This is a genomic window from Corynebacterium sp. LaCa54, assembly GCF_046717495.1.
GTDB lineage: Bacteria > Actinomycetota > Actinomycetes > Mycobacteriales > Mycobacteriaceae > Corynebacterium > Corynebacterium kefirresidentii.
In genome coordinates this window covers 1,577,780-1,603,435 of the sequence record NZ_CP177115.1, presented here as the reverse complement: position 1 = coordinate 1,603,435, position 25,656 = coordinate 1,577,780, and the positions used below count along the sequence as shown (strand labels likewise).

Genomic DNA, 25,656 nt, shown 5'->3' with positions numbered 1-25,656 from the left:
TGTACTTTGTGGGGAACGAATCTAGTTAGGCAATCGTGTGACGTGGCACGTATCGGGGTCGAAGAGTAAGCCGTTGCCCATGCCGACCCAGCCGATGAAGGGGGCGTCGGCAAGCGTGAGCGGCGAATGTACATGTCCAAGGATCCAGGCGTCGGCACCGCAAGCCCGTAGCTGGTCTACAGAAAGTGGTAGACAGATGGCGTGGGAAAACTCGCCGGTGACGGAGGAGTGCAGGAGGCCAAGAAAGGGTGCGTCGCTGGGTCGCGGCGGAAGCTGGAGGCGGCGCAGGTCCGGATCGGTTGCGGCCGCTGCGCTAAGCACTGTGGTCTCCCCAATCTGAAAGGTATGTACTTGCGTGCTATGCACGGTGACCTCGGGCGGGAAGTCTAGCTCATGGTGAGTATCGTGATTTCCGGAAATGAAGTGGACTTCGTTGAAAAGCTCGACAGCACGGTCCAAAACGGTGCGGACCTGGGGCACACACTCGCTCGCTGTGGCATTACGGTCGATGATATCGCCTAGGCACACGCACGCCGTAGCACCGCTATTGGCGGCAGCCTCAAGTTCTTGAAGGGCCCAGCGCAGTCCAGGGGAGTCAGGGTGGCCTAGGTGCAGATCGGCAAAGACAAAGATGCTAGCGGGCATGTGCGGTCTTTCGGGTGCGCCACCACGTGCTAGCTACCAAGTCAACGGTGGACTTGCCGCGGAGATTGGTCTCGGGGCAGGCCTTATTGCCGGCGAATTCGCGCTTTCTGCCGCGCAAGACTACGTGTGGTGAGTTCATATCTAGAAAATGCCTTCCTTAAAAAGGACCCGTAAAAGATAAAACCGTGACATTGCAGGGGAGTGGCCCGAAGATGGAAAGCAATCAAAGCTTTAATTAACGGCACATAAACGCTCTGGGGGACGCCTATTAGACTGGGCTGCATGCAACGCTGGGTTCTACACATCGACATGGACGCATTTTTCGCCTCCGTCGAGCAGCTGACCCGGCCTACGCTGCGGGGGCGTCCGGTTTTGGTGGGCGGAACCAGCGGACGCGGCGTGGTGGCAGGCGCCTCCTACGAGGCGCGCGTGTACGGTGCGCATTCGGCCATGCCGATGTACCGCGCGCAGCAGCTCGTTGGGCTCCGTGCGGTAGTGGTGCAGCCGCGCCGGGTGGTCTATTCGGCGGCCTCGCGCCGGGTATTCGACATCATCGCGCAACACGTGGAAGTCATCGAGCAACTTTCCATCGATGAGGCCTTTATGGAACCCGCCGCCCTGCAAGGCGCGAGCGCGGATGAGGTCAAGCGCTGGGCGGATGAATTGCGCGCGCTCATCCGTAAGGAAACGGGGCTGCCGTGCTCCATCGGTGCGGGTTCGGGTAAGCAATTTGCCAAGATTGGCTCAGGCGAGGCGAAACCCGATGGCACCTTCGTAATCCCGGCCGAGCGCCAGCTTGAAATGCTGCACCCGCTTGCGGTGAACAAGCTATGGGGAGTCGGCCCAGTGACCGGCGCGAAGCTGAATTCCATTGGGGTGGAAACCATTGGACAGCTCGCGGCGATGACGCGCAAGGAAGTGGAGATTTCTATCGGCAGCGTGGTAGGTCTGCAGCTGTGGCAGCTGGCCCGCGGTATTGATGACCGAGAGGTAGCGCCGCGCGCTATTTCTAAGCAGATTTCTACCGAGCACACCTACCCGAAGGATTTGCTAACCGTGCCGGAGGTCGATGCAGCTATAGCCCGCGCGGCGGAGGGCGCACACCGCCGGCTGCTCAAGGACGGGCGTGGCGCACGCACCGTGACGGTGAAGCTGCGCATGGCGGACTTTCACATCGAGTCGCGCTCAACTACCTTGCCGTACGCGACTGACGACGCCGCCGTGCTCACCGCCGCCGCCTTCAAGCTCGCCCGCTATCCCGATGAGCTCGGGCCCATTCGCCTAGTGGGAGTGAGCTATTCCGGGTTAGAAACCGCCCGCCAAGACGTGCTCTTCCCGGAACTGGACCGTGAAATCGTGCGGCCCGCGCCGGCAGATACGGACTATGAAACCGGGGTGAGCGACGACGTTGCGCCGCCAGTACCGACACCGACGGTGACGGTGGAAGAAGAAACCGATAACCAGTGGCACGCAACGCAAGACGTATTCCACCCCGAATACGGCCACGGCTGGATTCAGGGCGCCGGGCATGGGGTAGTAAGCGTGCGCTTTGAAACCCGTGCCACGGGGCCCGGCCGGACCAAGTCTTTCGCGGCCGATGACCCCGCGCTCGTGCCGGCGGATCCGCTCGACTCGCTTGATTGGCAGGATTGGCTCGCCACCGAAGACTAAGCATTTACTGTCGGAATAGCTCAGCTGGGTCGGTGCCAGTGGCCAGTGCCGCTGCCAGCAGGATTCGCGCCTGGCTCGGGCGGAAAGACCCGGCGTTAATAGCGCCCAGTTTCTCAAGGCTCGCGCCACCGCCGTCGCCGCCGTAGGCAAGCGCTGTTGGGCCGTAGGGTGTGCGGGTTGAAATGACGACGGGGAGGCCGGTGCGGAGGGCGTCGGCAAGCGCGCGGCCCATGTCCTCGCCCATATTGCCCGAGCCCATGGCCTCGATAATGAGGCCGCAGGTAGGGGAATTGGCGGCGGCATCAACCAGCAGGCGCCCGGCCCCCGGATAGGCTGGGATGATCTCCACCGGGTGCGGCGCCAGCGGGGCAGGAGCTAGGCGCGGCGTGGTGCCAGGGATACCCAGAGACTCGAATCCGCGCAGGTCACTGGTGTGCCGCTTGCGCGCACCGCGCGCCGGAATGCTCGCACCCCCAAAGCAGAGGAATACCCCGGCGCGCCCGCTGGCTGCAAGATTGCGGGCATCGCGCAGGTTGCTAGGGCCGTCCGCCGCGGGGTGATCGTGGGAATGCTGCGCACCAGTAAGCACGATGGGCTTTGCACCGCTACAGAAAATCTCCAGCGCCAACGCGGTCTCTTCCATCGAGTCGGTGCCATGGGTGATGATTACACCGTCGATGTCCTCCCGCGACGTTTGGGCGTTAACCACCGCAATGAGCTCATCGAGGTCCGCCAAAGTGATAGAGGAGGAGTCGAGCTGCCGAAACTCCACTACCTCGGCGTCGATATCTGCGGCTAGGGTCGCGCCGGAGACGGTGGGAACAAGGGAACCATCGGCTGTGGTGGTACACGCTATTGTGCCGCCGGTGGCGATCAAAGCAATTCGGGTCATGTATCTAAGGTTAAAGAAATCTGCGTCCACGCGGCGGGCGCAATCCGGAAAAGGGTGGTGCAGCTGTAAACTGATGGGAGTTTGGAACCCACACGTGAGGAGTTAGAAGTGAAATTCCGCAAGTTTAGCGCCGCGTGCCTCGCACTGACCGCGGCTACCGCCCTGGCCGCCTGCTCTTCCGACGATGAGCAGGACAATTCCGCCGCCGCCAACACCGAGGCACAGGAATCCGCTTCCTCGGACGGCGATTCCGCCGCCCCCGCGCTGCCGTCCCCGGCTGACCTAAACGCAATTTTGGCCAAGGCCACCGACCCCAATGCCTCCGAGCAAGAAAAGACCTCCACCGTGCAAGGCGGCGAGACCGCGCCGGAAATCTTTGACACTATGGCAAAGTCCAAGGCGGAATCCGGCGCTGAATTCGAGGTCGTTGATCCTGTACTGCCGGGCTATGACCCGCAGTCCGTGCTTACCACCGTGAACTTCACCACCGCTGACGGCCAGCAGCAGACCGCAGAACAGGTGGAGTTTGTGTATGAAAATGGCACCTGGAAGCTTTCCAAGGCTTGGGCTTGCACGCTTATCCAAAACACGGTGCCGCCAGAGCAAGTTCCAGAAATGTGTGCGGACACTGGCGCCGGTGCCTCCGCACCTGCCCCGGCTCCGGCCGAGGGCGACGGTGCACCCGCGGAAGGCGATGCCCCCGCTGCTGGTGCCGAGCAGGCCCCGGCAGAGGCTCCTGTAGAAGCCCCGGCCGAGTAACTAGGAAAAGTTCAGCTCCGTCAGGCTCGACTGCACCACGCGCAGCTCCGAGCCGGCGGCACCATAAATGACCTTAGTGTCGAAAGACACGTCACCGTCTACGGGCAGCGGCTTGCTCAAATCCACCGTGATGCTGCCCTTGGATTTGGTGCTGGAATCTAAAACCTTGAGCTCTTTGTTCTCCAGCTCCGTGCCCTGGGCCTGGCCTTCAAAGGACAGTGCGCCTAGCGAGGGCCGCTGTTCTACCTCTACGTTTAGTTTCACTCGGTCGCCATCGATGGAATCGACCGTATAGCGCGTGGTCTGCAGCAGGGTAGACTCGCCGGTCACGCGCGAATCCACCGACCAGCTCGCGCCCTTGCCCACCTCCTCGGTAGGGAAAACTACGGGTAGGGCCGTCAGCTTCATAATCGCTTGTTCGACGGAGCCGCGGGCATCATCCGTGGCATTCTGGGGCGCGGCTAAGCGCAGCGAATTCATCTGGCCGGTGTCCTGGCCACGCCAACCAAATTGGAATCCCTCCGCCGAGGAGACGTCTTTATCTCCGGTAGATTCTGGAGTTCCGGCCGTGACGAAGGCATTGCGGCTGGCTGGTAGCTGGTCTTCGACGTCCTCGCTGGCCTTTTCTACCTTGGCCGATAGCGGCAGGGTAGTAGTGGTGGAATCGACGTCGGCGGCCTGAAACTTCTCAGCTGCGGACTTTTTGAGCAGGTCCTGCGCAAAGCCCTCGGTAACGCGGTAGTTTAGGTCCTGCGTGGAGTCGATATCGCGGTATTCCAGGAGTTTTTTCTCTCCGGTTCCGGGATTATCCACGGTGACGCGCGGGGCGTCGATGGTCAGGCCTACGGGTTGTTCCACCGCCGGGCCTGGCTTTTCAGAGGAACACGCCGTAAGCGCTACGGCGGCTGTGGTCAGGGCTGCAAAAACTTTGACTCGAAACACGCTTACCAAAATACCGGACGCTCCCGTTTAGAATAGACCGGGTGAGTCAAAAACGAAGGAGCAAGACAGGACTTATCGCCGCAGTAGTCATTGCCGTGGCGCTGGTGGATCAAGCCGTGAAGCAGGTAATGCTCTCCATCCTTAACGAGGGCGAACCCCTGCCGGTGATTGGGGACTGGTTCCGTTTTACGCTGCTTTTTAATCCTGGTGCCGCCTTTTCCATGGGCGGGGAGGGATCTACGTGGCTGTTTACTACCATCCAATTGGTCTTTGTGCTCGGCGTGGCCGTAGCCGCCCCGCGCATTACCCACTCCGGTCAGGCAGTAGGCCTAGCGCTCATTGCTGGCGGTGCGCTGGGTAATTTTGCCGACCGCATCTTCCGCGCCCCCGGCTTCTGGTTCGGGCACGTGGTGGACTATATTTCGGTTGGCTCTTTCGCCGTGTTCAATATCGCAGATGCGGCTATCACCTGCGGAGTGGTGCTTTTCATTATCACCATGGTGCTGGAGGAAAGGAAGGCCGAGCATGAATAGGCAGATGCGCAGCTTCCCCATCCCCGAAGGGCTAGAAGGCATGCGTGCCGACGCCGCCCTGGCCAAGCTCCTTGGCCTTTCCCGCAGCGCCACCGCGCAGTTGTGCGCCGAGGGCAGCGTGACCATCGATTCCCAGGAGCTGGGCAAGTCCGAGCGTTTGATTTCCGGCAACGTGGTCTCCGTGCTTTTGCCGGAGCCAGAAAAGCCGCTGCTGCCGCGCGAAGAGCTGGTCGAGGGCATGGACGTGCTCTACAGCGATGCCGATATCATCTGCGTGCATAAGCCGGTGGGCGTGGCCGCGCACCCCAGCGTGGGTTGGGACGGGCCGACGGTGATCGGCGGGCTGCGCGCGGCCGGCTATACCGTGGCTTCGTCCGGGCCGACCGAGCGCCAGGGAATCGTGCACCGCCTCGATGTGGGTACATCTGGCGTGATGGTCGTGGCTTCCTCGGAGCGCGCCTACTCTGCGCTCAAGCATGCCTTTAAGAATCGGAGCGTGAAAAAGACTTACCACGCTGTGGTCCAAGGCCTGCCAGATCCCATTGAGGGCACCGTCGATGCGCCCATCGGCCGCCACCCCAAGTCGGGCTGGAAATTCGCCGTGCTTGACGACGGCAAAGCGGCCGTCACCCATTACAGCCTCATCGAGGCCTTTCGTGAGGCCAGCCTCATCGAGGTGCACCTAGAGACCGGCCGTACCCACCAGATCCGCGTGCACATGTCCGCCACCGGCCACCCGTGCGTGGGCGATCCGATGTACGGCTCGGATCCGAACCTGGCTAAGCGCCTTGGGCTCCAGCGCCAGTGGCTGCACGCGGTAAAACTCGGCTTTACTCATCCCGGCACCGGAAAATGGTTCGAGATTCAGGCACCGTATCCAGCCGACCTCGACCATGCCTTGGAGGTTCTGCGGGGATGAGGAAGGTCTACCGGCGGCGTCGGCTAGCGGCCCTGGCGGTGCTAGCGGTGCTTTTCCTTGCCGCCCTTGCGCTCTTCGGTGCCTTGGGGACACAGGCTTCTTCGCAGGTGCAAGGAGACCAGCTCGGCCCGGATGGGGAATCGCGAGCGGAATATATTGCGCGCGTGGCGGGCAGCGACATTCCCAATGAGCCTGCCTACGCCCTGGTTACCTTTGACGAGGAACTACCGCCCGTAGCCGCCGCGGCCGCCGTTGCAGCGGCCCCGCGCATGGATGCCATCCTCATTGGCTCCACCGCCCCCATCGACGTCCCCGAACCGAGAGCTGGTGAGGACCGTGCCGGCGTCATCCAGCGCGCCTTCGACCGCATCGATGCTTCCTATGGGCAGCGGCCCAGCGCGGTTAGCGCAGTTGTGGTGTGGGGATCGGGCGCCCAGCTTGCCGACGTCGCCTCCACCCCCTCCGTTGCCGCCGTCGAACCCGCGCCTGCCGACGCCGCCTGGGGCAGCTTCGCTATCCGCCCTCCCAGCTAATCTCGCCTTCTTTGCTCCCGCAGCGCGCAGTGCCCCCGCAGCGCTTTTAGCATCAGGGGCATGGAACATATTCGGGCCTATATCGCGGCACTGAACTCGGCAATGGATATCCTCGCCGAGGCCGCCGCCGTTTCTGCTGCCGACCTTGCCGCCGCCGGCATGCCCGATGCCGCAGCGGACTCTATTGCGCAGCTCGCGCAGGTCTACTTCGGCCCCACCAGCTTTCGCCGCCGCCAACGGCGCGCGGTGGATGGGGCGCGGCGTAACAGGCATTCACTGCCGACGCTGGAGGTCATCGAAAAGCATGCGCGTCGCGCGCCCACCCAAGCTCGCGCCTGGGCCCTGCGCGCCGAGCTCACCCACCTTGCCTGCGATACGCGGGAGATGGAAAGGCGTGCCCGCACCAAGCTGCGCAGGATGCGCGCGCCACGCGAGCACAAGCCTGGCGTGCGGCTGCGGCGCCGCGCCGCCGGAAAGCCGTGGACGCTTTCTATCACCGGTCCTTCCGCGCTCATTGCGGAACTTCACCAGCATGCCGGCTCGCTTGCCGACGTCGCCTCCCTCTTCCGCACCGGTGCCTCTACCTCTACCGTGCGCACTAATGTTGTGGTGCCACTAGATAAATTGGTCGGCGTGGCCCATGGCAGTGATGATGTGGTGCTGACCATGACCAACGGCGCGCAGATAACCGGTGCCGAATTGGCCCAGCGCGCGCTGGCAGAGGAGGGGTTTGTCACCCTGCTGCATCCCGTGGAAGGTCCGGTGAATCTGTACCGCATGCGCCGCGGGGCGACCTGGAAGCAGTTTATGATGGCCGCGGCGGAAAACCCCACCTGCCCGGTTAAGGGCTGCCACAAGCCTGCCGATGAGTGCCAAGTCCACCACATATTCAGCTGGGCCGGCGGCGGGTGGACGAACGCGAAGAACCTCACCACCGCCTGCGCTTATCACAATGGCCGCAATGACGATCATCGCACCGGCCCGCCGCGCAACGGCCGCTTCGAGCGCACGGCCCGCGGCGTGCGCTGGGTCAACCCCTGGGAAGAGCCCCCGCCGGATCTGGTTGACACTAGCCCTACCTAGGTAGGCTAGACCTATGTTCTCGCAGCAGCCTTTTTCGCAGTGGATGCCCAACTACAAGTTTGCTTATATCGCCGCCTGGGTTGCGGCGGTGGTCTCCGGCATCGCACTGCTTATTGGCCTCGTTTCCGGCGGCACCCCGATGACGCTGGTGTTTTCGGGGATCGTGTGTGCCTATGGCATCTTCCTTATCGCAGTGATGCCCCGCTAGGCACTAAAAGCGGAGGAAGAGCAGGCCGCACGACGCCGTGCTCGCGCTGCCCGCGAGGAACTCAAGCGCTCCTAGCCATGCGCACTAGGTCGACCACGTAGATTGCTACGGCTAAGCCGATGATGCCGAAACCGATCCACCGGTGGGTCGAAAAGTGCTCGTGGGTGACGAAAAGCGCCCATAGCATTTGCATGATGGGGGTGAGGTATTGGAGCATGCCGATCGTCGATAAGCGTAGCGTCCGCGCGCCCTCTGCAAAGCAAAGAAGCGGCAGTGCGGTGATTAAGCCGGCGCTCACCAAAAGCAGCGCGTGGCCGGTTCCTTCGCTAGCGAAGGTGCCCTGGCCGCTACTTTCTAGCCACAGGATGTAGCCCACCGCTAGTGGTGACATCACGAGCGCCTCCGCTGCCACCGAGACGGCCGAGGATACCCGCACCTGCTTTTTGAGCAGCCCATAAATCCCGAAGCTGAAGGCCAATAACAGCGAAATATAGGGCGCCTGGCCGGTAAAGAATGTCAAATACAGCACCGCGATGGCCGCAACCCCCACCGCGCCGGCCTGCCACGGCCGCAGCCGCTCTTTCAAAAACACCATGCCGAGGGCAACTGATACGAGGGGATTGATGAAGTACCCCAGCGCCGCATCGGCTACGTGGTTGCTATTAATCGCCACCACGTAGGTGCCCCAATTAGCCGTGATGAATACTCCCGCGGCCGCGAGCCAGCCCCACGTGCGCTTGTCCATGCGCACTAACTCGCGCCATCGGCCGGCGAGGCACAAAAATCCCGTGACCAACACCGCGGTCCACAGCACGCGGTGGGCCAAGATTTCTAAAGGCGATGCCGGCAACAAGAGAGGGAAGAACGCGGGGAAAATCCCCACATGATGTAGGCGGCCAGCGTGTAGAGCATCACAAAATAATAGCCCATTTTGACCGCCCCGCTATGATGAGCCGCATGGCCAAAAACTCCTCCTTCGTCCACCTGCACAACCACACCGAGTTTTCCATGCTGGACGGCATGGCCAAGGTCGATATGCTGGCAGACGAGGTGGTCCGCCAGAAAATGCCGGCCGTAGGCATGACCGACCACGGCAATATGTACGGCTCCGATGCCTTCTACCGCCGCATGACCGGCGCCGGTATCAAGCCCATTATCGGCATCGAGGCGTATATGGCACCGGAGTCTCGCTTCAATAAAAAGCGCGTGCTGTGGGGCACACCGGACCAAAAGCGCGACGATGTTTCCGCTTCCGGCGCCTACCTCCACCAGACAATGATTGCGGAAAACGCGACCGGCCTGCGCAACCTTTTTACCCTGTCCTCGTTGGCCTCCTATGAGGGCCAGCTGGGCAAGTGGCCGCGCATGGATGCTGAGCTCATCGCGGAGCATGCTGACGGCATCATTGCCACCACCGGCTGTCCTTCGGGCGATGTCCAGACCCGACTGCGCCTAGGCCAGTTCAATGAGGCGCTTGAGGCTGCGGCCATGTGGCAAGACATCTACGGCAAAGATAACTTCTTTTTGGAGTTGATGGACCATGGGCTGGACATCGAAAAGCGCACGCGCGATGGCCTATTAGAGATCGGCCGCAAGCTGGACCTGCCGCCGCTGGTGACCAACGACTGCCACTACGTTTTGGAATCCCAGGCGCCGGCGCACGAGGCGATGTTGTGCGTGCAGACCGGCAAGACCTTTATGGACCCTGATCGCTTCAAGTTCGGCGGCACCGGCTACTACATTAAATCGGCCGCGCAGATGCGCGAGACCTGGGACGATATGATTCCAGATGGCTGCGATAACACGCTGTGGATTGCCGAGCGTGTACAAGACTATGGCGAGATTTGGGAAGAGCACACCCACGATCGCATGCCTATTGCCGACGTCCCCGAGGGCCACACCCCAACTTCCTGGCTCACCCACGAGGTTATGGAGGGCCTGCAAGCTCGCTTCCCCGGTCAGGATGTTCCGGAGGAGTACATCGAGCGCGCGAAGTATGAGATTTCCGTTATTGAGATGAAGGGATACCCGTCCTACTTCCTTATCGTGGCCGAGCTCATCAAGCACGCGCGCTCGGTGGGCATTCGTGTGGGGCCAGGCCGTGGTTCGGCGGCCGGCGCGCTTGTCGCTTACGCGCTGACCATTACCAATATCGACCCCCTGGAACATGATCTCCTCTTCGAGCGATTCTTGAATCCCGAGCGCCCGTCCGCCCCCGATATCGATATCGACTTCGATGACCGCCGCCGCGGCGAAATGATCACCTACGCGGCCGAGCGCTGGGGCGAGGACAAGGTGGCGCAGGTGATTACCTTCGGCACGGTGAAGACGAAGCAGGCCATTAAAGACTCCGCCAAGGTGCACTTTGGCCAGCCTGGCTTCCAGATGGCCGACCGCATCAACGCGGCGTTGCCACCTGCGATCATGGCCAAGGATATTCCGCTTAGGGGCATCACGGACCCGGATCACGAGCGCTATTCTGAGGCCACCGAGGTTCGCCAGATGGTGGAATCCGACCCGGATGTGAAAAAGATTTATGACACGGCTAGGGGCTTGGAAGGCGTCGTCAGGCAGGCGGGCGTGCACGCCTGTGCGGTGATTATGGCCTCGGTCCGCCTCATGGACCACATCCCCATGTGGAAGCGCCCAGCCGACGGCGCCTACATTACTGGTTGGGACTACCCGGCGTGTGAGGCCATCGGCCTGCTGAAGATGGACTTTTTGGGCCTGCGCAACCTCACCGTTATCGGCGATGCGATTGAAAACATCAAGCGCAACCGCGGCGAAGAAGTTCACTTGGAGCAGCTGCATGCCGACGACCCCAAAGTCTCCAAGGTCTATGACCTGCTCTCGCGCGGCGATACGCTGGGCGTCTTCCAGCTCGACTCCGGTGGTATGCAAGAGCTGCTCAAGCGCATGAAGCCTACCGGCTTTAAAGATATTGTGGCATCCCTTGCGCTCTACCGCCCGGGACCGATGGGTGTGAACGCCCACTGGGACTATGCGGACCGCAAGAACGGCCGGAAGGAAATCACCCCGATTCACCCGGAGCTAGAAGAGCCGCTGAAGGAAATCCTGGATGAGACCTACGGCCTCATCGTCTACCAGGAGCAGATCATGCGTATCTCGCAGAAGGTCGCCAACTACACGGCCGGCGAGGCAGATGGCTTCCGTAAGGCGATGGGTAAGAAAAAGCCCGAAGTGTTGGCCCAGCAGTACGACAAGTTCTGGGGCGGCATGCAAGAAAACGGCTATTCAAAGTCCGCCATGGATGCGCTTTGGGGCACCATCGAGCCCTTCGCGTCCTACGCGTTTAATAAGTCCCACGCCGCGGGCTATGGCCTGGTGTCTTTCTGGACGGCCTACCTCAAGGCCTACTACGCACCGGAATACATGGCCGCGCTGTTGACCTCGGTGGGCGATAAGAAAGACAAGTCTGCCATCTACCTTTCGGACTGCCGCCACCTGGGCATTAAGGTGCTCCCGCCTTCCGTCAATGAGTCCGAAGAAGACTTCCAGGCGGTGGGAGAGGATATCCGCTTCGGCATGGGCGCTATCCGCAACGTCGGCTCGGAAGTGGTGGAATCCATCATTAAGTCGCGCCACGACAAGGGCGCGTTTACCTCGTTTGGTGACTACCTGGACAAGATCGAGCTGACCGCCTGTACTAAGCGCGTAACAGAAGCGCTCATCAAGGCCGGTGCCTTCGATGACTTGAACCACCCGCGCAAGGGTCTCATGCTCATTCATGAGGACGCGGTGGATGCAGTGCAAACCACCAAGAAGGCCGCTGATAAGGGCCAGTTCGATCTCTTCGCCGGAATCGGCGGAGGAGAAGATAACGAGGTCGCCAATGCCTTTGCCATGGATATCCCAGAAGATGAGTGGGACCGAAAACACGAGCTTGCCCTCGAACGCGAGATGCTTGGCTTGTACGTGTCCGGCCACCCGCTCGATGGCTTCGAAGAGGCGCTGGCCGCGCAAACGGATACCCCGCTGACTAAGATCCTCAACGATGAGGTGCGCAACGGCCAAGAGCTCATCATCGGTGGCATCATCTCGGGCGTGGACCGCCGCTTCTCCAAGCGCGATGGCTCCCCATGGGCCATTGTCACGGTGGAAGACCACAACGGCGCGCAGGTGGAAATCCTGGTATTCAACAAGGTCTACTCTCTCGTCGCCCCGCAGATTGTGGAGGACAACATCATCTTGGCACGCGTGAACGTCAAGATTCGTGATGAGCGGCGTTCCCTGTTCTGCTCCGATATTCGCGTCCCAGACCTCGGCCCGGGCGGGGGTGCGGGCCTGCCGCTGCGCCTGACTATGCGCACGGACCAGTGCACCATGGAAAATATTGCCCGGCTCAAGCAGGTTCTGCTCAAAAACCAGGGCGAGTCGGACGTGTATCTCGAGCTTGTCGACGGCTCCGAGTCCACCACCATGATCCTCGGCGACCACCTGCGCGTGGAACGCTCCGGCAACCTCATGGGCGATCTCAAAGCCACCATGGGCGCGGGCATCTTAGGCTGAATCTAATTTCGGTGGCCGGCGACCCCCTCCACTAATATAGACAGCACAGTCTATTTTGATGGAGGAAACCTGATGGTTTGTAAGATTCGCACTACCCATGTCGGCTCGCTGCCGCGCACCCCGGAGCTCCTGGAGGCCAACCTGAAGCGCGGGGAGCTGCCGGCCGCGGAGTTCCAGGGGATTTTGGAGGCTGCGGTGGCGGACGTCGTCAAGCGGCAGCTTGATCTGGGCCTCGATATCATTAACGAGGGCGAATACGGCCATATCACCTCGGGCGCTGTGGACTATGGCGCATGGTGGAATTACTCATTTAGCCGCCTGGGCGGGCTGACGATGACGGATACCGACCGCTGGGAATCGGCTGAGGTAGTGCGCTCGAAACCGGGGGAGCCGCGGCTGACGTCGTTTATTGACCGCCGCGACCGCGCGCTGTTCTCCGAGGCCTACAACGACCCGGATTCTGGCATCTTCACCGGCCGAGCCAAGGTGGCAAACCCAGAATTTACCGGCCCGGTAACCTACATCGGACAAGATGAGGTCGCCGCCGATGTCCGCCTGCTTGCCGACGCCCTACCTTCCGGCACCCCAGGCTTCATCGCCGCCCTTTCCCCCGGTTCGGCTGCGCGCCTTAACAATCGTTACTACGACGATGAGCACCAGCTGCTTGCCGACGTCGGCCGTGCCATGCGCACTGAATACCAAGCCATCACCGATGCCGGGCTCACTGTGCAATTCGATGCACCCGACCTGGCCGAGGCCTGGGACCAAATCAACCCGGAGCCAACCGTAGAGGACTTCCGTGGCTTCATTCGTGAGCGCATCGATGTCCTTAATGATTCCATCGCCGGCCTGCCCAAGGAACAAACGCGCCTGCACATCTGCTGGGGCTCCTGGCACGGCCCGCACGTAACCGACGTCCCATTTGCAGATATCATCGAGGAAATTTTGCGGGCCGAGGTCGGCGGATTCTCTTTCGAAGCCGCGTCACCGCGTCACGCGCACGAATGGCGCGTGTGGCAGGACCACGCGCTGCCGGAAGGCACCGTGATTTACCCAGGCGTGGTTTCGCACTCCACCAACGCGGTAGAGCATCCGCGCCTCGTGGCAGATCGCATCATCCAATTCGCCGAGGTAGTAGGCCCTGAAAATGTTATCGCGTCGACCGATTGCGGTTTGGGCGGTCGCCTGCACCCCCAGATTGCGTGGGCGAAGCTGCAATCTTTGGTAGAAGGCGCTGACATCGCTACCCGCGAACTGTTCTAAAAACGCCGAAAGCCGCTCCGAAACTTCGGAGCGGCTTAATCTGTGGCGTTTAGAAGCGCACGCCCAGCTGCTTGAGGGCGTTCTTCATCGGCTCCAGCACAGCCGGGTTTACCGTGGCAACCATGTTGAAGGCCTGCAGCAGCGCAGCCACGAGGCTGGCGGCCACGGTCACCCAGCTCATGACCTCGAGGAACTTTTCGGGGGTGGAAGAGCCCCAAATAGGCAGACGCTCAAGTGCCTCGATCTGGTGCTGCTCCGCCTCCTTGGCTACGCAGTCCGGCTCTTTGGGCATTTCGGAAGAACCGTAGCCATTGGCAAGGCCCTGCATAAGCTCCTGCGGGGTGCGAGCGGAAGATCCGAGCTCGCCGCTCTTGATCTTTTTGAGGTGCTCTTCCTTGTCCTTGTCGACCTCGGCCTGGCACTCAGCCGAAAGTTGCTTTGGCTGCTCTTCTGTGGCAGAAGCGGTAGCTGGTGCGACGAGGCCTGCTGCCACGGCGGTGGCGGCCAGGCCAACGGGGCGCGCGGACACAGACTTAATCTCCCTGTTACCACCGGCGGAGATGGCGCCGATCTTGTGCGGGTGGGAGGGATCGGAACCATCTAAGATATCGACCTCGCCGGAGCGCGCATTGACGGTGAGGATGCGCTGGGACGCGGCGTGATAAGCGACGATTTCGGCGGCCGATTTGCCCAGCACACCCGATTCATGAGAACCGATGGGGTTAAGCTGCAGCGCAGCGGTGGGCGCGGAATGCTCCAGCACGTTATCCACGACGTGGGCATGCGCGGCAGGGGAGCAGGCGAGGACGAGCGAGGAGGTAACGCAGAGAGAGATGCGTTTGAGCATAGATTTCCTTTCTTGTGGTTATGTCCACTATTGCCTACGTAGGTAACGGTGCAACTAAAGGCCAGTGAATTTCCAGTGAATGGGTAGACTGTCAAGACATGACTGATTCGACCATCCATGCATCCGATATCCAGCAGGCGCAGGCACGGATTAGCTCGGAAATCGCCCCGACTCCGCTGCAGTATTGCGCCCGGCTTTCGGCCGAGACGGGCTGCGAGGTCTACCTCAAGCGGGAGGATCTGCAGGACGTGCGCTCCTATAAGATTCGTGGCGCGTTAAACGGGATGTCGAATCTGCCGCAAGAGCAGCGGCACCGGGGAATTGTTACGGCCTCGGCCGGCAATCATGCGCAGGGCGTGGCTTATGCCTGCCGCACAATGGGAATCGCCGGCAAGATTTTTGTGCCAGAGCCCACGCCAATGCAAAAGCGCGACCGCATCCTGGTTCACGGCGGCGACCAAGTAGAACTGGTGGTAGTTGGTTCCAACTTCGATGAGGCAGCCGCAGCCGCGCATGCCGACGCCGCCGAGCGCGACGCCGCCTTCATCGAGCCCTTCGACGCCCGCGATACCATCACCGGGCAGGGCACCGTAGCCGCAGAGGTTCTCGCGCAGCTTTCGGCCAAGGGCAAGTCGCCCGATGCCGTTGTCGTTCCCGTAGGAGGCGGTGGCCTGATTTCTGGCATCACCTCCTATCTGGCGGATATGGCACCGGATACTCGGGTGGTGGGCATGGAGCCGGAAGGGGCGGCGTCGCTAAGAGCGGCATTTGACCACGGGGGCCCGGTCACGCTGGATGCGGTCGACCCCTTCGTTGATGGCGCGGCCGTAAAGCGCTTGGGCGCGCTGCCCTATGAGATTTTGGACGCCAATCGCGAGCGCCTGAGCTTTGACACCGTGTCCGAAGGCGCGGTGTGCACGGACTTGCTCAACCTGTATCAAAATGAGGGCATCATTGCCGAGCCGGCCGGTGCATTGTCGGTGGCGGGCCTGCATCAGCTGGACCTGAAACCGGGCTCGACGGTGGTATGCGTGATTTCAGGCGGCAATAATGACGTGCTGCGCTATGCAGAAATCATGGAGCGCTCCCTAGTTCACCGGGGCCTCAAGCACTACTTCCTGGTGAACTTCCCGCAGGAGCCCGGGCAGCTGCGCCACTTTTTGCACGAGATTTTGGGTCCGACCGATGACATCACACTCTTTGAGTATCTCAAGCGCAATAACCGGGAAACCGGTGCGGCGCTAGTGGGCCTGCAGCTTAGCCGCGCCGAGGACCTCGACGGCTTGCTGCAACGCATGGGGGAATCCAAGATTTCGGTGCAGTACCTCAAGCCCGGCACCCCCGAGTATGAATTCCTCGTAGCCTAATGCAAAATTCTTATCGTCGCCCCGTAGGCCAGGTTGAACACGACATTGAAATCAAGCGTTCCCGATTTATTACTTTGATCGGTCGCGTCACCAATGAGGAAGAGGCCCGCGCGTTTATCGACGCCGCCCGCACCCGCTTTCCCGACGCCCGTCACCATTGCTCCGCCTACGTCTATCACGTCGACGGCGCAAACCCGGTGGAGCGCTCCTCCGATGATGGCGAGCCCTCCGGCACTGCCGGAAAACCCATGCTGGATGTGGTCAAAGGCTCCGGCATGCTCGATGTCTGCGCAGTGGTAGTGCGCTACTTTGGTGGCATCAAGTTAGGCGCCGGCGGCCTCGTGCATGCCTATGGTGGCGCGGTGAGTGAGGCCATGGAAAAGGTGCGTGCGGTAACCCGGGCGCGCCGGGAGCTTTATGCCGTGGAGTGCCCACATGCAACTGCCGGGCGGGTGGAGGCGGACCTGCGCGGGCGCGGCTATGAGATAACCGATACCGCCTACGCGGCCGCAGTAACCTTTACCGTGGCCGTGCGCCCAGGTGGGCTGGAAGAGCTGGAAGCAACGCTGGCAGCGATCTCGCAGGGCCAGCTCGCGGCGGCAGAAGCTGGCAGCGCGTGGGTTGAGGTAAGATCCTGAACATGAGTATGCAGCAGCGACCGAATAACCCCATTGCGCAGCGCAAGCAGCAGGTGCGCAAGCACTCCCGCAACGCCGTTGTGTGCGTGGTTGCCGGCCTCGGCGTGGGCGCAGTGCTGGGCGTGCTATCTGCGGCAAGTTTCTGGGCCTGGATGTTGGTGGGTGCCATCGTCGCCGTAGTCGGTGGCGGCTATAACTGGCTGAAGATCCAGAAAATCGTCAACGAGAACCACAACCAGTATTAGATGCCGGCACCGCAACCTAGCGGCCGCCCCGTCCGGATTGATGCCTGGGTGTGGGCCGTGCGCATGTTTAAGACCCGTTCGGCGGCCGCGACGGCCGTGCGCGCCGGGCATGTCAAGATAAATGGCGAGGCTGTCAAGCCCTCCCAGCAGGTGGTGCCGGGCGACCGTGTGCGCGTGTGGCGCAATCACCACGAGCATGACCTTGAGGTCTTAGCGACTGTGGCCAAGCGCGTGGGCGCACCCGTGGCGCGTACGTGCTACACGGACCATGCGCCGCCGCCTCCACCCAAGGAGTTTATGCCGTCGGTACCCGTGCGCCCACGCGGGGCGGGCCGACCGACGAAGAAGGAACGACGCGATATGGAGAAATTCCGCGGCGGTTTCCGATAATCAGCCGAAACTAGTGGGCAGCGCGCAAGGCCTTCAGGCGCGCAGTAAGCCGACGCTTGCGGCCCGGGCGGTCGCCGGATTCGGCGGTGGCCTCGATATGCTGCTTGCCAAATTTGTTGAGCAGCAAGTCGTCGATAAGCCGCACCTGGCCGGGACGAAAGCGGTAGCGCATGGCGTCGTGGACGTGGGCAATGGCAGTATCGTCAAGCAGCTGCTCGAGCTGGCTCAAGTGGCGCACGCCGTTTTGCTCCAATAACTCCGCCAAGAATCGGTAGTGCTCCGAGCGCGAGAGCGGGAAACGGTTGCCCAGGATAATGGCCAGCACGCCCGGTAGGGTCTCGGCGGTAAGCTCGACGTCCCGATCGGTTTCCGTACCTGGGGCCTTGAGTGCAGCAATCTCGTCGAATTGCTGGTCCGCAAGCTCGATAAGCCCCGCGGCCAAGGTAAAGAGGCGGTCCACTTCAGGTGAGGGTGGGTTGGGCCCTTGCTTGTAGCGGATATCGTGTTCAAACTCCGCCCATGCGTGCTGCAGAACGGTGCGAATCTGCACCTCAAAGGTCCAACCTACGTAGTTCGCGAGCTCTTCCATTGCGGCAGCGCTATCTTCGGTCACGGTGAGCACGAGGTGGTGGGAGCCGTAGCCAAAGCCGCCGGAAATGCGGGTCTCGGCTGCTTTATCAACGGAACGCTCGACTTTAAACGATTCACCAAAAACGCTCAGCGCTTCTGGAATCGCGGTGGAGTGAAACAGCGTGACCCGCACCCCCATCACATCGTGGATCTCCTGCCACGGCTGGGGGTAGACAAAATCGCCGTTCTCGCGGCGCTTTTTGGCCTTTGCCTTAAGCGAGGGCCAAGTCTTGACGCGGGTAGAAACGCGGTCGAAGATGATGCCGGCGTCGTTGAGGAGATCCTCGATGGCGGTGCGGAAGTCCCCCGCAGCGGTGGGGTGGTTGCGCGCCCAGTCGTGGTACTGGTTGCTTAGCCGCGACATCCTACTTTCCGGCATGGTGCTCCTTTCATAACTCCCGCGGGAATCCGTTAGACCATACTAGCGGGCGCGGGTGGAGCACGGTGCGATGGTAGGGCACGCGCGCGACGGCATCGGCAGCCAGCTGGCAGGCATAGGTGTCCGGCAGGCGGGCAAAAACGAAGAGGGTGGCGGAGTCTGGGACAAGGTAGGTCAGCGAGTGCGAACGCAGGAGGCGGCGCATGTGCTTGTCCAGCACAGTAAATGTTTCTGGGTGAGCGATCCAGGAGGAAATCGGTGCGCCGTGGGAGCGAACCTGTAGGCCCCCGAGGTGGGAGGCGGAAGGGAGCTCGCAGGCAGCCGGACGAGTCCAGAAACGCAGTCCCTGCGAATCGAGGGCGGCGCGTTGCAGGTTATGTGAGGCGTGGTTCCACGCCCGGCGCGTGGAAATGTCCATGTCTGCCAAGCCGCGGTGGCTTAGTCGGCGAAAGCTACGCTTGCCTGGAAAGACAAGCGCCATGGACAGGCTGGGGGAGAGCTGGATGGTGGCAAGGGAATCGCAAAAGCCGTCGTCGGAAAGCCGCTGTTCTTTCAGCCAGGAACGGGCAAAGAGGGCAGGCAGCAGGTTTGCGGTGGTAGGACGCGGCGAACGCAGGGCGACGGTCACGACGGGGCTCTCCAGTGGGGTAGGGTGCAGTCGCCTTTATTGGACTGGAGAAACCGCCGTTTGGTTCCCGGGAAAATTAAAAGGGCGGCTCGGCGTCGAGTTGGAGTTCGGCAAAGAGCTTATCGGCCGGCCAGATGTCGATTTTTTGGCCCTTGGCCTGCAGTTCCTCCGCACGCTTTTCCTTGGAGGTTTTCTTGGCCCATTCGCCCACGATAAGCAGCGTGGTCTTTTTGGTGACGTTTTTGGCTACCTGGCCGCCGCGCTCGGCGATGCCCTGCCACAGCACCCCCTTGTCATAGGGCTCGAAATCACCGGTGAGGGTGACATGCTTGCCATAAAGTGCGCCTTCCGGATCAGCGTCTGGATTGGGCTCGGGGATAGTATCCGGCGTGGCGACAGACTGCCAGGGGGCGGGGCCACCGGACTTCTTTTTTGCCGAGCCGGCCGCACGGGTTTGGTCGCGGAAGTCGGTGCCTGCGCCGAGGTCGGCGCCGGAGGTCGGGGCCGTGTGGGCGCGCAGGACGGGAAGGACGGCCGTGGACTCGAGGCGGCCAAGGGTGAACTCGCGGGCGGTGAATAGATCGCGGATGCTGCCGGTGTGTCCGAAGCGCTCTGCCAAGCGGGCGATGATTTCGCCGGCTGCGCGGGCATCTTCGGTGGCGTCGTGGTGGCTAAAATCCGGAGCGGAAAGGTGGGCTGCGACGGTGGGCAGCTTGTGATTGCGCACCGAAATTACCTTGGCTTTAGAGGCGTCGCGGGCTAGCGCGAGGGAGCATGCCAGCGGCACCGTGGGTACCTCGGCGCCGGCGGCAAGCAGGCCGGAGCGCAGTGCGGTGGAATCGAATTGGGCGTTGTGCGCGACAAGTACGTCGCCGCCGAGGAAGTCGAAGAGCTCCTTGGCGACGTCGGCAAAAGCTGGCGCCCCTTCCACATCGCTCGCGGTAATACCGTGGATGGAGACGTTGATATCCGCAAAGTGCTCTAGGCCCGGCGGAGGGGTGCACAGCCAGGAACGGGAGTCGGTCTCTTGGCCATCGCGGAAGCGAACCGCGCCGATTTGGCAGATAGAGCCCCAGTTATCATTGGCCGTTTCTACATCCACGGCGGTGAAATCGAGCCCCGGGATGGTGGCGGTGGCGGAGGGGGCCTCGCCGCGCTGGCCGGCGGCGATGGCGCGGGCGACGGCCTGCGGGTCTTGGTGCGGGGCGAAAGCGATGGAACCGGCGGCGCCAAGGTCGAGGGCGCCAAAGCCGGTGGCGGTCGGTTCATTCACGCGCACAGTGTCGATGGAATCGAGCGGGATATCCTGCGTGGCGGGGGCGCCAAGGCTGGTGGCCAGCAGCGTGCGGTGGAGCACGAGTTTATCCGCTGTGACATCGATGAGTACGCCGTGCGCGGGAAATGACACGAGGGGCCTTTCTCTAGGAGTCAAAAACGGGCGGCTCAACCTGACGCAAGATCAGCGTTGAACGCGGTTGCACCGTGATCGTACCCTCTGCCTCAATGAGGGTTTCCTCCGCGGGGTAGCCGCCGGAATCGGCGGTATCGACCATCAGCCGCCAGGTGGCGCCGAGATCCTTGGTAGGCAGGGTGAACTCGATTTCGCCGTCGTGGGAGTTGAATATCATGATGAAGGAATCATCGGTGATACGTTCGCCGCGGGAGGTGGTCTCCGTGATGGCATTGCCATTGAGGTAGACCATAAGAGCGCGGCCGAAATCGTGGTCCCAGTCGTCTTGGGTCATCAGGCGACCAGAGGGGACCAGCCAGGCGATATCGCGTTCTTTTACATCCGCGCCTAGCGGGCCACCGGCCAAGAAGCGTTTGCGGCGGAATACGGGGTGGTGGTTGCGAATGGCCAGCACGCGCTTGGTAAATCCCAGCATCGCGGCGGACTTTTCCTCTTTCAGCATGGACCAGTCCATCCATGCCAGCTCGTTGTCCTGGCAGTAGACGTTATTATTTCCGTCTTGGGTGCGGCCGAACTCATCGCCGTGCGAGAGCATCGGAGTGCCTTGGGAGAGTAGGAGAGTGGTTAGGAAATTGCGCACCTGGCGGCGGCGCAGCTTGCGGATTTCTTCGTTATCGGTGGGGCCTTCTTCACCGCAGTTCCAAGAGCGGTTGAAGGACTCGCCGTCGCGGTTGTCCTCGCCATTGGCCTCGTTGTGCTTGTCGTTATAGGACACGAGGTCGCGCAGAGTAAAGCCATCGTGGGCGGTGATGAAGTTGATAGAAGCGGTGGGGCGGCGGTCATTATCGGCATAAAGATCCGAAGAGCCGGTCAGTCGGGAGGCGAATTCACCCAGGGTAGCGGGCTCACCGCGCCAGAAATCGCGGACGGTATCGCGGTACTTGCCGTTCCATTCGCTCCAAATAGGTGGGAAGTTGCCTACCTGGTAGCCATCGTGGCCAATGTCCCAGGGCTCGGCGATGAGCTTGACCTGGCTGACAATGGGGTCTTGTTGGACAAGGTCGAAGAAGGTAGCGAGCTTATCGACGTCGTCAAGCTCCCGCGCCAAAGTCGCCGCCAGGTCGAAGCGGAAGCCGTCGACTCGCATCTCCGTGACCCAGTAGCGCAGGGAATCCATAATCAGTTGCAGCGAGTGCGGGTTGCGGACATTGAGGGAATTGCCGGTGCCGGTGTAGTCCATGTAGTGGGCTTCATCGCCTTCGACGAGGCGATAGTAAGCGCCATTGTCAATGCCGCGGAAGGCAATGGTGGGCCCCATGTGGTTGCCTTCGGCGGTGTGGTTATAAACCACGTCGAGGATTACCTCGATGCCTGCCTCGTGGAAGGCACGGACCATGGTCTTGAATTCGGAGACCACCTCGCCTGGCTTTTTGGCATAGGCGTAGTCATGGTGCGGGGCGAAAAAGCCGAAGGTGTTATAGCCCCAGTAGTTGCGCAGGCCCAAGTTGCGCAGCCGATCGTCTTGCAAGAATTGGTGGACGGGCATGAGCTCGACGGTGGTGACGCCGAGCTCCTTGAAGTAGTCAATGATGGCGGGGTGCGCCATGCCGGCGTAGGTACCGCGCAGTTCTTCCGGCACGTCTGGGTGGGTCATAGTCATGCCCTTGACGTGGGTTTCGTAAATGACCTTCTCGTTGTCTGGAATGTGCGGGCGATGGTCGCTGCGCCAGTCAAAGAAAGGGTTGATGACCACGGAGAGCATGGTGTGGCCCAACGAATCTTCTTCGTTGCGGCCGGTGCCAGGTTCTTCGGCGTGGATGTCATAGGAATATAGGGAGGCATCGCCGTCGAATTCGCCGTCGAAGGCGCGAGCATATGGATCTACGAGGAGCTTGGAAGGATCGCAGCGCAGGCCGTTTTCAGGTTCATAGGGGCCATAAACGCGGTAGCCATAGCGCTGGCCAGGGGTGACATTGGGGAGGTAGACATGCCACACATGGGCGGTGACCTCTGACATTTCTATGCGCTCTTCATTGCCTTCTTTGTCGATGAGGCAGAGCTCGACCTTGTCTGCAACCTCAGAAAATAGGGCAAAATTGGTGCCGGATCCGTCAAAGGTGGATCCCAGTGGGGTAGGTTTGCCAGGCCAGATTTGGCGGCCGTAGCGCTCGGTGGGCGTGGGGACTGCGTCCATGGCGGGAGTGTTCATGCCCACGAGCATAACCACTTTTTAGTCTCCAGTGCCGTGCGTAAGCCCAGCGTGAATAATGCGAATGCCGCGATGGAGGTCGTCGCGATAATTAGAGCCAGGAGCCTCGCCGGTGGTTTCTGCAAGCTGGCGTTGGGACTGTTCCATCAAGGTGGCACCGAGTACGAGGTGAATGGCCGATAGGGCGGCGGCGCGGTGGGTACTGTCGGCTTCATAGGCACCACGCCCTGCGGCAGAGCAAAAGACGGATAAGAGGTAGTCCCAGGCGGGGGCCTGAGGCAGGGAGAGACCGGCAATGACTACCTCAGCGCCGTCGCGGTGGGCAAGTAGCGCATCGCGCAGGCTGAGGCTGAGCTCCTCGAGCGACTCCCCAGAAACGGGGGAGATAATGTACTCAGCCAAAGCCGCAATGAGCGCCTGTTTATTGGCAATGTGCCAGTAAAGCGCGCCGGGGGCAACGCCGAGGGAGGATGCAACGCGGCGCATGGTGACGTCGCCCAGCCCATAGGTATCAAGCAAGGAAATAGCGGCGTCGATAATACTCTCGCGATTGATATGCACCTTGGTGATTGTACGGACTAGGACTAGCGGGGCGGTAGCTCACAGGTTCCTTTAATGGAGTATCAATGTCATTTCCATCGTGGTGTTGTTAGTATTGCGAAGACAAAAAGAAGCTGCCTTAAGGCGCTTCACATTCGCAAGATTGATTCAGGAGTTTTCCCTTGTCCTTTTTGACCCCTGCTAAGAAGTCTCTTATCGCAGTAGCGCTGGTTGCCCCCTTGGCGCTGGCTGCATGTGGTTCGGATGACAACAACGACGATTCTAAGAAGGCTGCCGCCACCACTGCCTCCAAGTCTTCTGAGGATAAGTCTGCAGACAAGTCCCAGGACAAAGACGCCGATAAGGACAAGGACAAAAACAAGGATAAGGATAAAGACAAGGACGGCGAAAACAAGGACGGCGCTGCTGGTGCAGAGGGCCAAGACGGCGAGGGCGCCCCTGGCGAGGGCCCAGATCAGATGGCCAACCCGCTAAATAATGGCGAGGATCCTTTCGCTGGGGCGAAGGACATCAAGCCGATTGAAGGTGGCCAGGACGCAAATGATGCTGACAAGCAGGCCATCGAGCAGCTGGTCCGCGGCCAGCACGAAATCGATAATGTGAAGGAATACTTCAACTACATGCCGCAGCACGCCTGCCAAGCCGTGCGTGAAGGCCAGGCCAAGGAGTTTGGCCAGTACCAGCAGTACGTCGATAGCCTGCCGAACCAGTCCTTCGCTGAGTACGCCAACACCATGCGCCAGCAGGGCGGCGGCAACGGTGAGGTGGAGAAGTTCGCTAGCCAGCTGGAGTCCATCCCGCAGTCGACCAAGCTGCAGTCTGTTAACGACATTGTGGTCAACGGTGACGATGCTTCTGCAACCGTGAGCGTGTCTAACTCTGAGGGCAATGAGACCTCTACGGTTCGCTTCCGTCGCGAGAATGGCAACTGGACCTTCTGCAACTAAATTGTCTCTTTCCCAGCGCCGCTTACCCCGCACCCTAGGTTTTGGTGCGGGGTTACTCGCGTGTGCGCTCTTGGTCTTTGGCGTGGCAGGTGCGCTGTGGGGGCTTTCCCGTCCGACGCTTGCCGGCCACGAGGTAGACGATGGCGGTTATGCCATCGAAGCGATGGGCAGCGCCCAGTTCATCGCCTTCATTACCTTTGCCCTCATAACTGGCCTACTCGGACTGCTTTTGGGCTTGGGTGCATATCTGCGACGGCAAGAGCGGGGCTTGTCGATGCTCTTGTGGGTCGGCGTGTGCGCCTTGGCAGGCGCGGCCTCGTTTTACGTATTTGGCGGGGTCACCGCCACACATCCGCCCGAAAACCCCGGAGAGTTCGTGGAATTTGCACCGAAATTCTCCCCGGCCATCTCTTGGGCGGTGGCGCCTTTTATGGCGATGTTTTCCTACTGGTCCACGGCTTTTGTGAGTTCCGATGATGATTGGTAAGCCGCGCGCCTAGGGCCATTCCACGGGGGAGGCGCCGGTGACTTCCTGCGCGATGTCATCGATTCCGTGCAGGATGTGTTTAAGGCCGCGGCCGATAGCGCTAAAGAGTTGGGGCCGCGTTAGGCCGGCTGCGGCAATGGTGGTGGCATCCATCCGCACCTGCAGGCCTTCGGCGGTGTGGTGGCAAAATGCAACGGCGCCGTGATGGGCGCGATTCCAGTCATTGCAAATGAGGAATAGGCGGGTAAATTCCGCTTCCTCCAAGCTGGGGTCCCAATGTCCCTTGATGATAAGGCTGGGGCCGTTGTCTAAAGCGAAGGAAAAGAGAACATCATTGACCCACGCGTAGATAGCCGTGGCGCCGTCGCTTTGGAAGCGTTGGATTCCGATAAGCGGCAGGATTTCGGCCAGGCTATCGAGGGTAAAGGGCTCTAAGGGGGCGTCGGCAAGCGGGGCTAGCTGCGGTGAGGCTTCGCGCACGAGGCCGGGATGGGATTGGGCGAGCAAGTCCATGAGGACCTCGGCATTGCGCAGTGCCGGTAAGACAAACGCCGCGAGCTGTTCCCGGCTCGGGGAGTTATCCGCCGGTAGATAACTATGACCGGATACGCTTACGCACTCAGGCTGGTCAAAATCAACCACTATCGCCGGTGAGAGGCAATCGTGGTTCCACTCGTTGGCCACATGCGCTAGTTCGGATATCTCACTGAGGTCCACGCCGCCGCGGGGGCTGGTGTGTAGGTGGAGTACCGGTTCTTCTAGTTGGTCTATAAAGATGAAGGTAGATCCGCCGGCTGAGTGGGGTACTAAAAGTTCGCCTGAGGGTAGCGCCCAGCAGGACAAGCCATGTTCGCGGGCGATGGCGCGGACATGCGCGAGCAGAAGGGAAGGATCACTCTCGCTCATCACTGCCACCACCTTAAAGCTGTGTTGAGTCCG

General features: G+C 61.2%; 26 protein-coding genes and 1 pseudogene. 15 read left to right on the top strand and 12 right to left on the bottom strand.

The genetic code is table 11. From position 1 onward, the window contains the following. Window positions 1–21: 21 nt before the first annotated feature. Together ACLI1M_RS07815 and ACLI1M_RS07810 are read right to left on the bottom strand one after the other, a co-directional pair. Complete coding sequence (locus ACLI1M_RS07815; protein WP_248099893.1) at window positions 22–645, bottom strand: exonuclease SbcCD subunit D; 624 nt, start codon at window positions 643–645, stop codon at window positions 22–24. Continuing rightward, window positions 635–784 (bottom strand): hypothetical protein, encoded by a 150-nt coding sequence (locus tag ACLI1M_RS07810; protein ID WP_248099895.1) that lies wholly within the window; start codon window positions 782–784, stop codon window positions 635–637. The genes ACLI1M_RS07815 and ACLI1M_RS07810 overlap by 11 nt, the downstream gene beginning before the upstream one ends. 143 nt (window positions 785–927) lie before the next feature. Between ACLI1M_RS07810 and ACLI1M_RS07805 the strand changes: the two genes are divergently transcribed. Further along, window positions 928–2,316 carry a DNA polymerase IV gene (locus ACLI1M_RS07805; RefSeq protein ID WP_239207532.1) on the top strand — a complete coding sequence of 463 codons (1,389 nt, stop codon included), beginning with the start codon at window positions 928–930 and terminating at the stop codon, window positions 2,314–2,316. Window positions 2,317–2,320: 4 nt separating this feature from the next. Here ACLI1M_RS07805 and ACLI1M_RS07800 read toward each other — a convergent pair whose 3' ends face one another. Further along, entirely contained in the window at window positions 2,321–3,208 is an 888-nt protein-coding gene (locus tag ACLI1M_RS07800) for an asparaginase (RefSeq protein ID WP_248099897.1), read from the bottom strand. 108 nt (window positions 3,209–3,316) lie between these two features. Here ACLI1M_RS07800 and ACLI1M_RS07795 point away from each other — a divergent pair, with 108 nt between their 5' ends. Next, window positions 3,317–3,967 (top strand): hypothetical protein, encoded by a 651-nt coding sequence (locus ACLI1M_RS07795; RefSeq protein ID WP_239207534.1) that lies wholly within the window; start codon window positions 3,317–3,319, stop codon window positions 3,965–3,967. On the opposite strand, the gene ACLI1M_RS07790 is transcribed toward ACLI1M_RS07795, so the two are convergent. Further along, a complete protein-coding gene (locus ACLI1M_RS07790) occupies window positions 3,968–4,909 on the bottom strand; it encodes a hypothetical protein (RefSeq protein WP_023021221.1) in 942 nt (313 codons plus the stop codon). Window positions 4,910–4,950: 41 nt separating this feature from the next. On the opposite strand from ACLI1M_RS07790, the gene lspA reads away from it, so the two are divergent. The 5 genes from lspA to ACLI1M_RS07765 are packed head-to-tail and all read left to right on the top strand — an operon-like array spanning window position 4,951 to window position 8,185. Then, complete coding sequence (gene lspA / locus ACLI1M_RS07785) at window positions 4,951–5,442, top strand: signal peptidase II (RefSeq protein WP_034655419.1); 492 nt, start codon at window positions 4,951–4,953, stop codon at window positions 5,440–5,442. Further along, window positions 5,435–6,361: an RluA family pseudouridine synthase gene (locus ACLI1M_RS07780; protein WP_248099899.1), complete on the top strand. Its 927-nt coding sequence runs from the start codon at window positions 5,435–5,437 to the stop codon at window positions 6,359–6,361. Before lspA ends, ACLI1M_RS07780 begins: the two co-directional genes overlap by 8 nt. After that, window positions 6,358–6,894 carry a hypothetical protein gene (locus ACLI1M_RS07775; protein ID WP_248099901.1) on the top strand — a complete coding sequence of 179 codons (537 nt, stop codon included), beginning with the start codon at window positions 6,358–6,360 and terminating at the stop codon, window positions 6,892–6,894. Before ACLI1M_RS07780 ends, ACLI1M_RS07775 begins: the two co-directional genes overlap by 4 nt. A gap of 60 nt (window positions 6,895–6,954) precedes the next feature. Further along, window positions 6,955–7,977 (top strand): HNH endonuclease signature motif containing protein, encoded by a 1,023-nt coding sequence (locus ACLI1M_RS07770; protein ID WP_248099904.1) that lies wholly within the window; start codon window positions 6,955–6,957, stop codon window positions 7,975–7,977. 13 nt (window positions 7,978–7,990) lie between these two features. Then, entirely contained in the window at window positions 7,991–8,185 is a 195-nt protein-coding gene (locus ACLI1M_RS07765; protein WP_248099906.1) for a permease, read from the top strand. 61 nt (window positions 8,186–8,246) lie between these two features. Here ACLI1M_RS07765 and rarD read toward each other — a convergent pair. Then, window positions 8,247–9,097: pseudogene (gene rarD / locus ACLI1M_RS07760) on the bottom strand (EamA family transporter RarD). Window positions 9,098–9,142: 45 nt separating this feature from the next. Between rarD and dnaE the strand changes: the two are divergent. Together dnaE and ACLI1M_RS07750 are read left to right on the top strand one after the other, a co-directional pair. Continuing rightward, window positions 9,143–12,715: a DNA polymerase III subunit alpha gene (gene dnaE, locus ACLI1M_RS07755; RefSeq protein WP_316326365.1), complete on the top strand. Its 3,573-nt coding sequence runs from the start codon at window positions 9,143–9,145 to the stop codon at window positions 12,713–12,715. A 72-nt stretch (window positions 12,716–12,787) separates the two neighbouring features. Continuing rightward, entirely contained in the window at window positions 12,788–13,978 is a 1,191-nt protein-coding gene (locus ACLI1M_RS07750) for a cobalamin-independent methionine synthase II family protein (RefSeq protein WP_200288885.1), read from the top strand. Between the two features lie 49 nt (window positions 13,979–14,027). On the opposite strand, the gene ACLI1M_RS07745 is transcribed toward ACLI1M_RS07750, so the two are convergent. Then, window positions 14,028–14,825: a hypothetical protein gene (locus ACLI1M_RS07745; protein WP_248099911.1), complete on the bottom strand. Its 798-nt coding sequence runs from the start codon at window positions 14,823–14,825 to the stop codon at window positions 14,028–14,030. A 98-nt stretch (window positions 14,826–14,923) separates the two neighbouring features. On the opposite strand from ACLI1M_RS07745, the gene ilvA reads away from it, so the two are divergent. The 4 genes from ilvA to ACLI1M_RS07725 are packed head-to-tail and all read left to right on the top strand — an operon-like array spanning window position 14,924 to window position 17,465. After that, entirely contained in the window at window positions 14,924–16,192 is a 1,269-nt protein-coding gene (gene ilvA / locus ACLI1M_RS07740) for a threonine ammonia-lyase IlvA (protein ID WP_023021232.1), read from the top strand. After that, on the top strand, window positions 16,192–16,830 hold the full coding sequence (locus tag ACLI1M_RS07735; protein WP_023021233.1) for a YigZ family protein: 639 nt from the start codon (window positions 16,192–16,194) through the stop codon (window positions 16,828–16,830). The genes ilvA and ACLI1M_RS07735 overlap by 1 nt, the downstream gene beginning before the upstream one ends. Window positions 16,831–16,832: 2 nt before the next feature. Next, window positions 16,833–17,075, top strand: a complete 243-nt coding sequence (locus ACLI1M_RS07730; protein WP_023021234.1) for a hypothetical protein — start codon at window positions 16,833–16,835, stop codon at window positions 17,073–17,075. Further along, complete coding sequence (locus ACLI1M_RS07725) at window positions 17,076–17,465, top strand: RNA-binding S4 domain-containing protein (protein WP_023021235.1); 390 nt, start codon at window positions 17,076–17,078, stop codon at window positions 17,463–17,465. It begins immediately after the preceding gene. Window positions 17,466–17,475: 10 nt separating this feature from the next. On the opposite strand, the gene ACLI1M_RS07720 is transcribed toward ACLI1M_RS07725, so the two are convergent. The 5 genes from ACLI1M_RS07720 to ACLI1M_RS07700 form a co-directional block, all read right to left on the bottom strand. After that, on the bottom strand, window positions 17,476–18,474 hold the full coding sequence (locus tag ACLI1M_RS07720; protein WP_023027873.1) for a GTP pyrophosphokinase family protein: 999 nt from the start codon (window positions 18,472–18,474) through the stop codon (window positions 17,476–17,478). A gap of 10 nt (window positions 18,475–18,484) precedes the next feature. Beyond that, window positions 18,485–19,102 (bottom strand): hypothetical protein, encoded by a 618-nt coding sequence (locus tag ACLI1M_RS07715; protein WP_023021237.1) that lies wholly within the window; start codon window positions 19,100–19,102, stop codon window positions 18,485–18,487. A gap of 76 nt (window positions 19,103–19,178) precedes the next feature. After that, a complete protein-coding gene (locus tag ACLI1M_RS07710; RefSeq protein WP_248099915.1) occupies window positions 19,179–20,510 on the bottom strand; it encodes an exonuclease domain-containing protein in 1,332 nt (443 codons plus the stop codon). A gap of 13 nt (window positions 20,511–20,523) precedes the next feature. Further along, on the bottom strand, window positions 20,524–22,722 hold the full coding sequence (gene glgX, locus ACLI1M_RS07705) for a glycogen debranching protein GlgX (protein ID WP_193387609.1): 2,199 nt from the start codon (window positions 22,720–22,722) through the stop codon (window positions 20,524–20,526). 21 nt (window positions 22,723–22,743) lie between these two features. Beyond that, window positions 22,744–23,283 carry a TetR family transcriptional regulator gene (locus tag ACLI1M_RS07700; RefSeq protein WP_411706497.1) on the bottom strand — a complete coding sequence of 180 codons (540 nt, stop codon included), beginning with the start codon at window positions 23,281–23,283 and terminating at the stop codon, window positions 22,744–22,746. Window positions 23,284–23,444: 161 nt separating this feature from the next. On the opposite strand from ACLI1M_RS07700, the gene ACLI1M_RS07695 reads away from it, so the two are divergent. Together ACLI1M_RS07695 and ACLI1M_RS07690 are read left to right on the top strand one after the other, a co-directional pair. After that, entirely contained in the window at window positions 23,445–24,230 is a 786-nt protein-coding gene (locus ACLI1M_RS07695) for a hypothetical protein (protein ID WP_200288888.1), read from the top strand. After that, complete coding sequence (locus ACLI1M_RS07690) at window positions 24,205–24,717, top strand: hypothetical protein (RefSeq protein WP_248099917.1); 513 nt, start codon at window positions 24,205–24,207, stop codon at window positions 24,715–24,717. The genes ACLI1M_RS07695 and ACLI1M_RS07690 overlap by 26 nt, the downstream gene beginning before the upstream one ends. A gap of 9 nt (window positions 24,718–24,726) precedes the next feature. Here the strand turns inward: ACLI1M_RS07690 and ACLI1M_RS07685 are convergent, their stop codons facing one another. Then, window positions 24,727–25,623, bottom strand: coding sequence for a hypothetical protein (locus ACLI1M_RS07685; RefSeq protein ID WP_411706496.1), 897 nt, complete (start codon window positions 25,621–25,623; stop codon window positions 24,727–24,729). Window positions 25,624–25,656 lie beyond the last annotated feature (33 nt).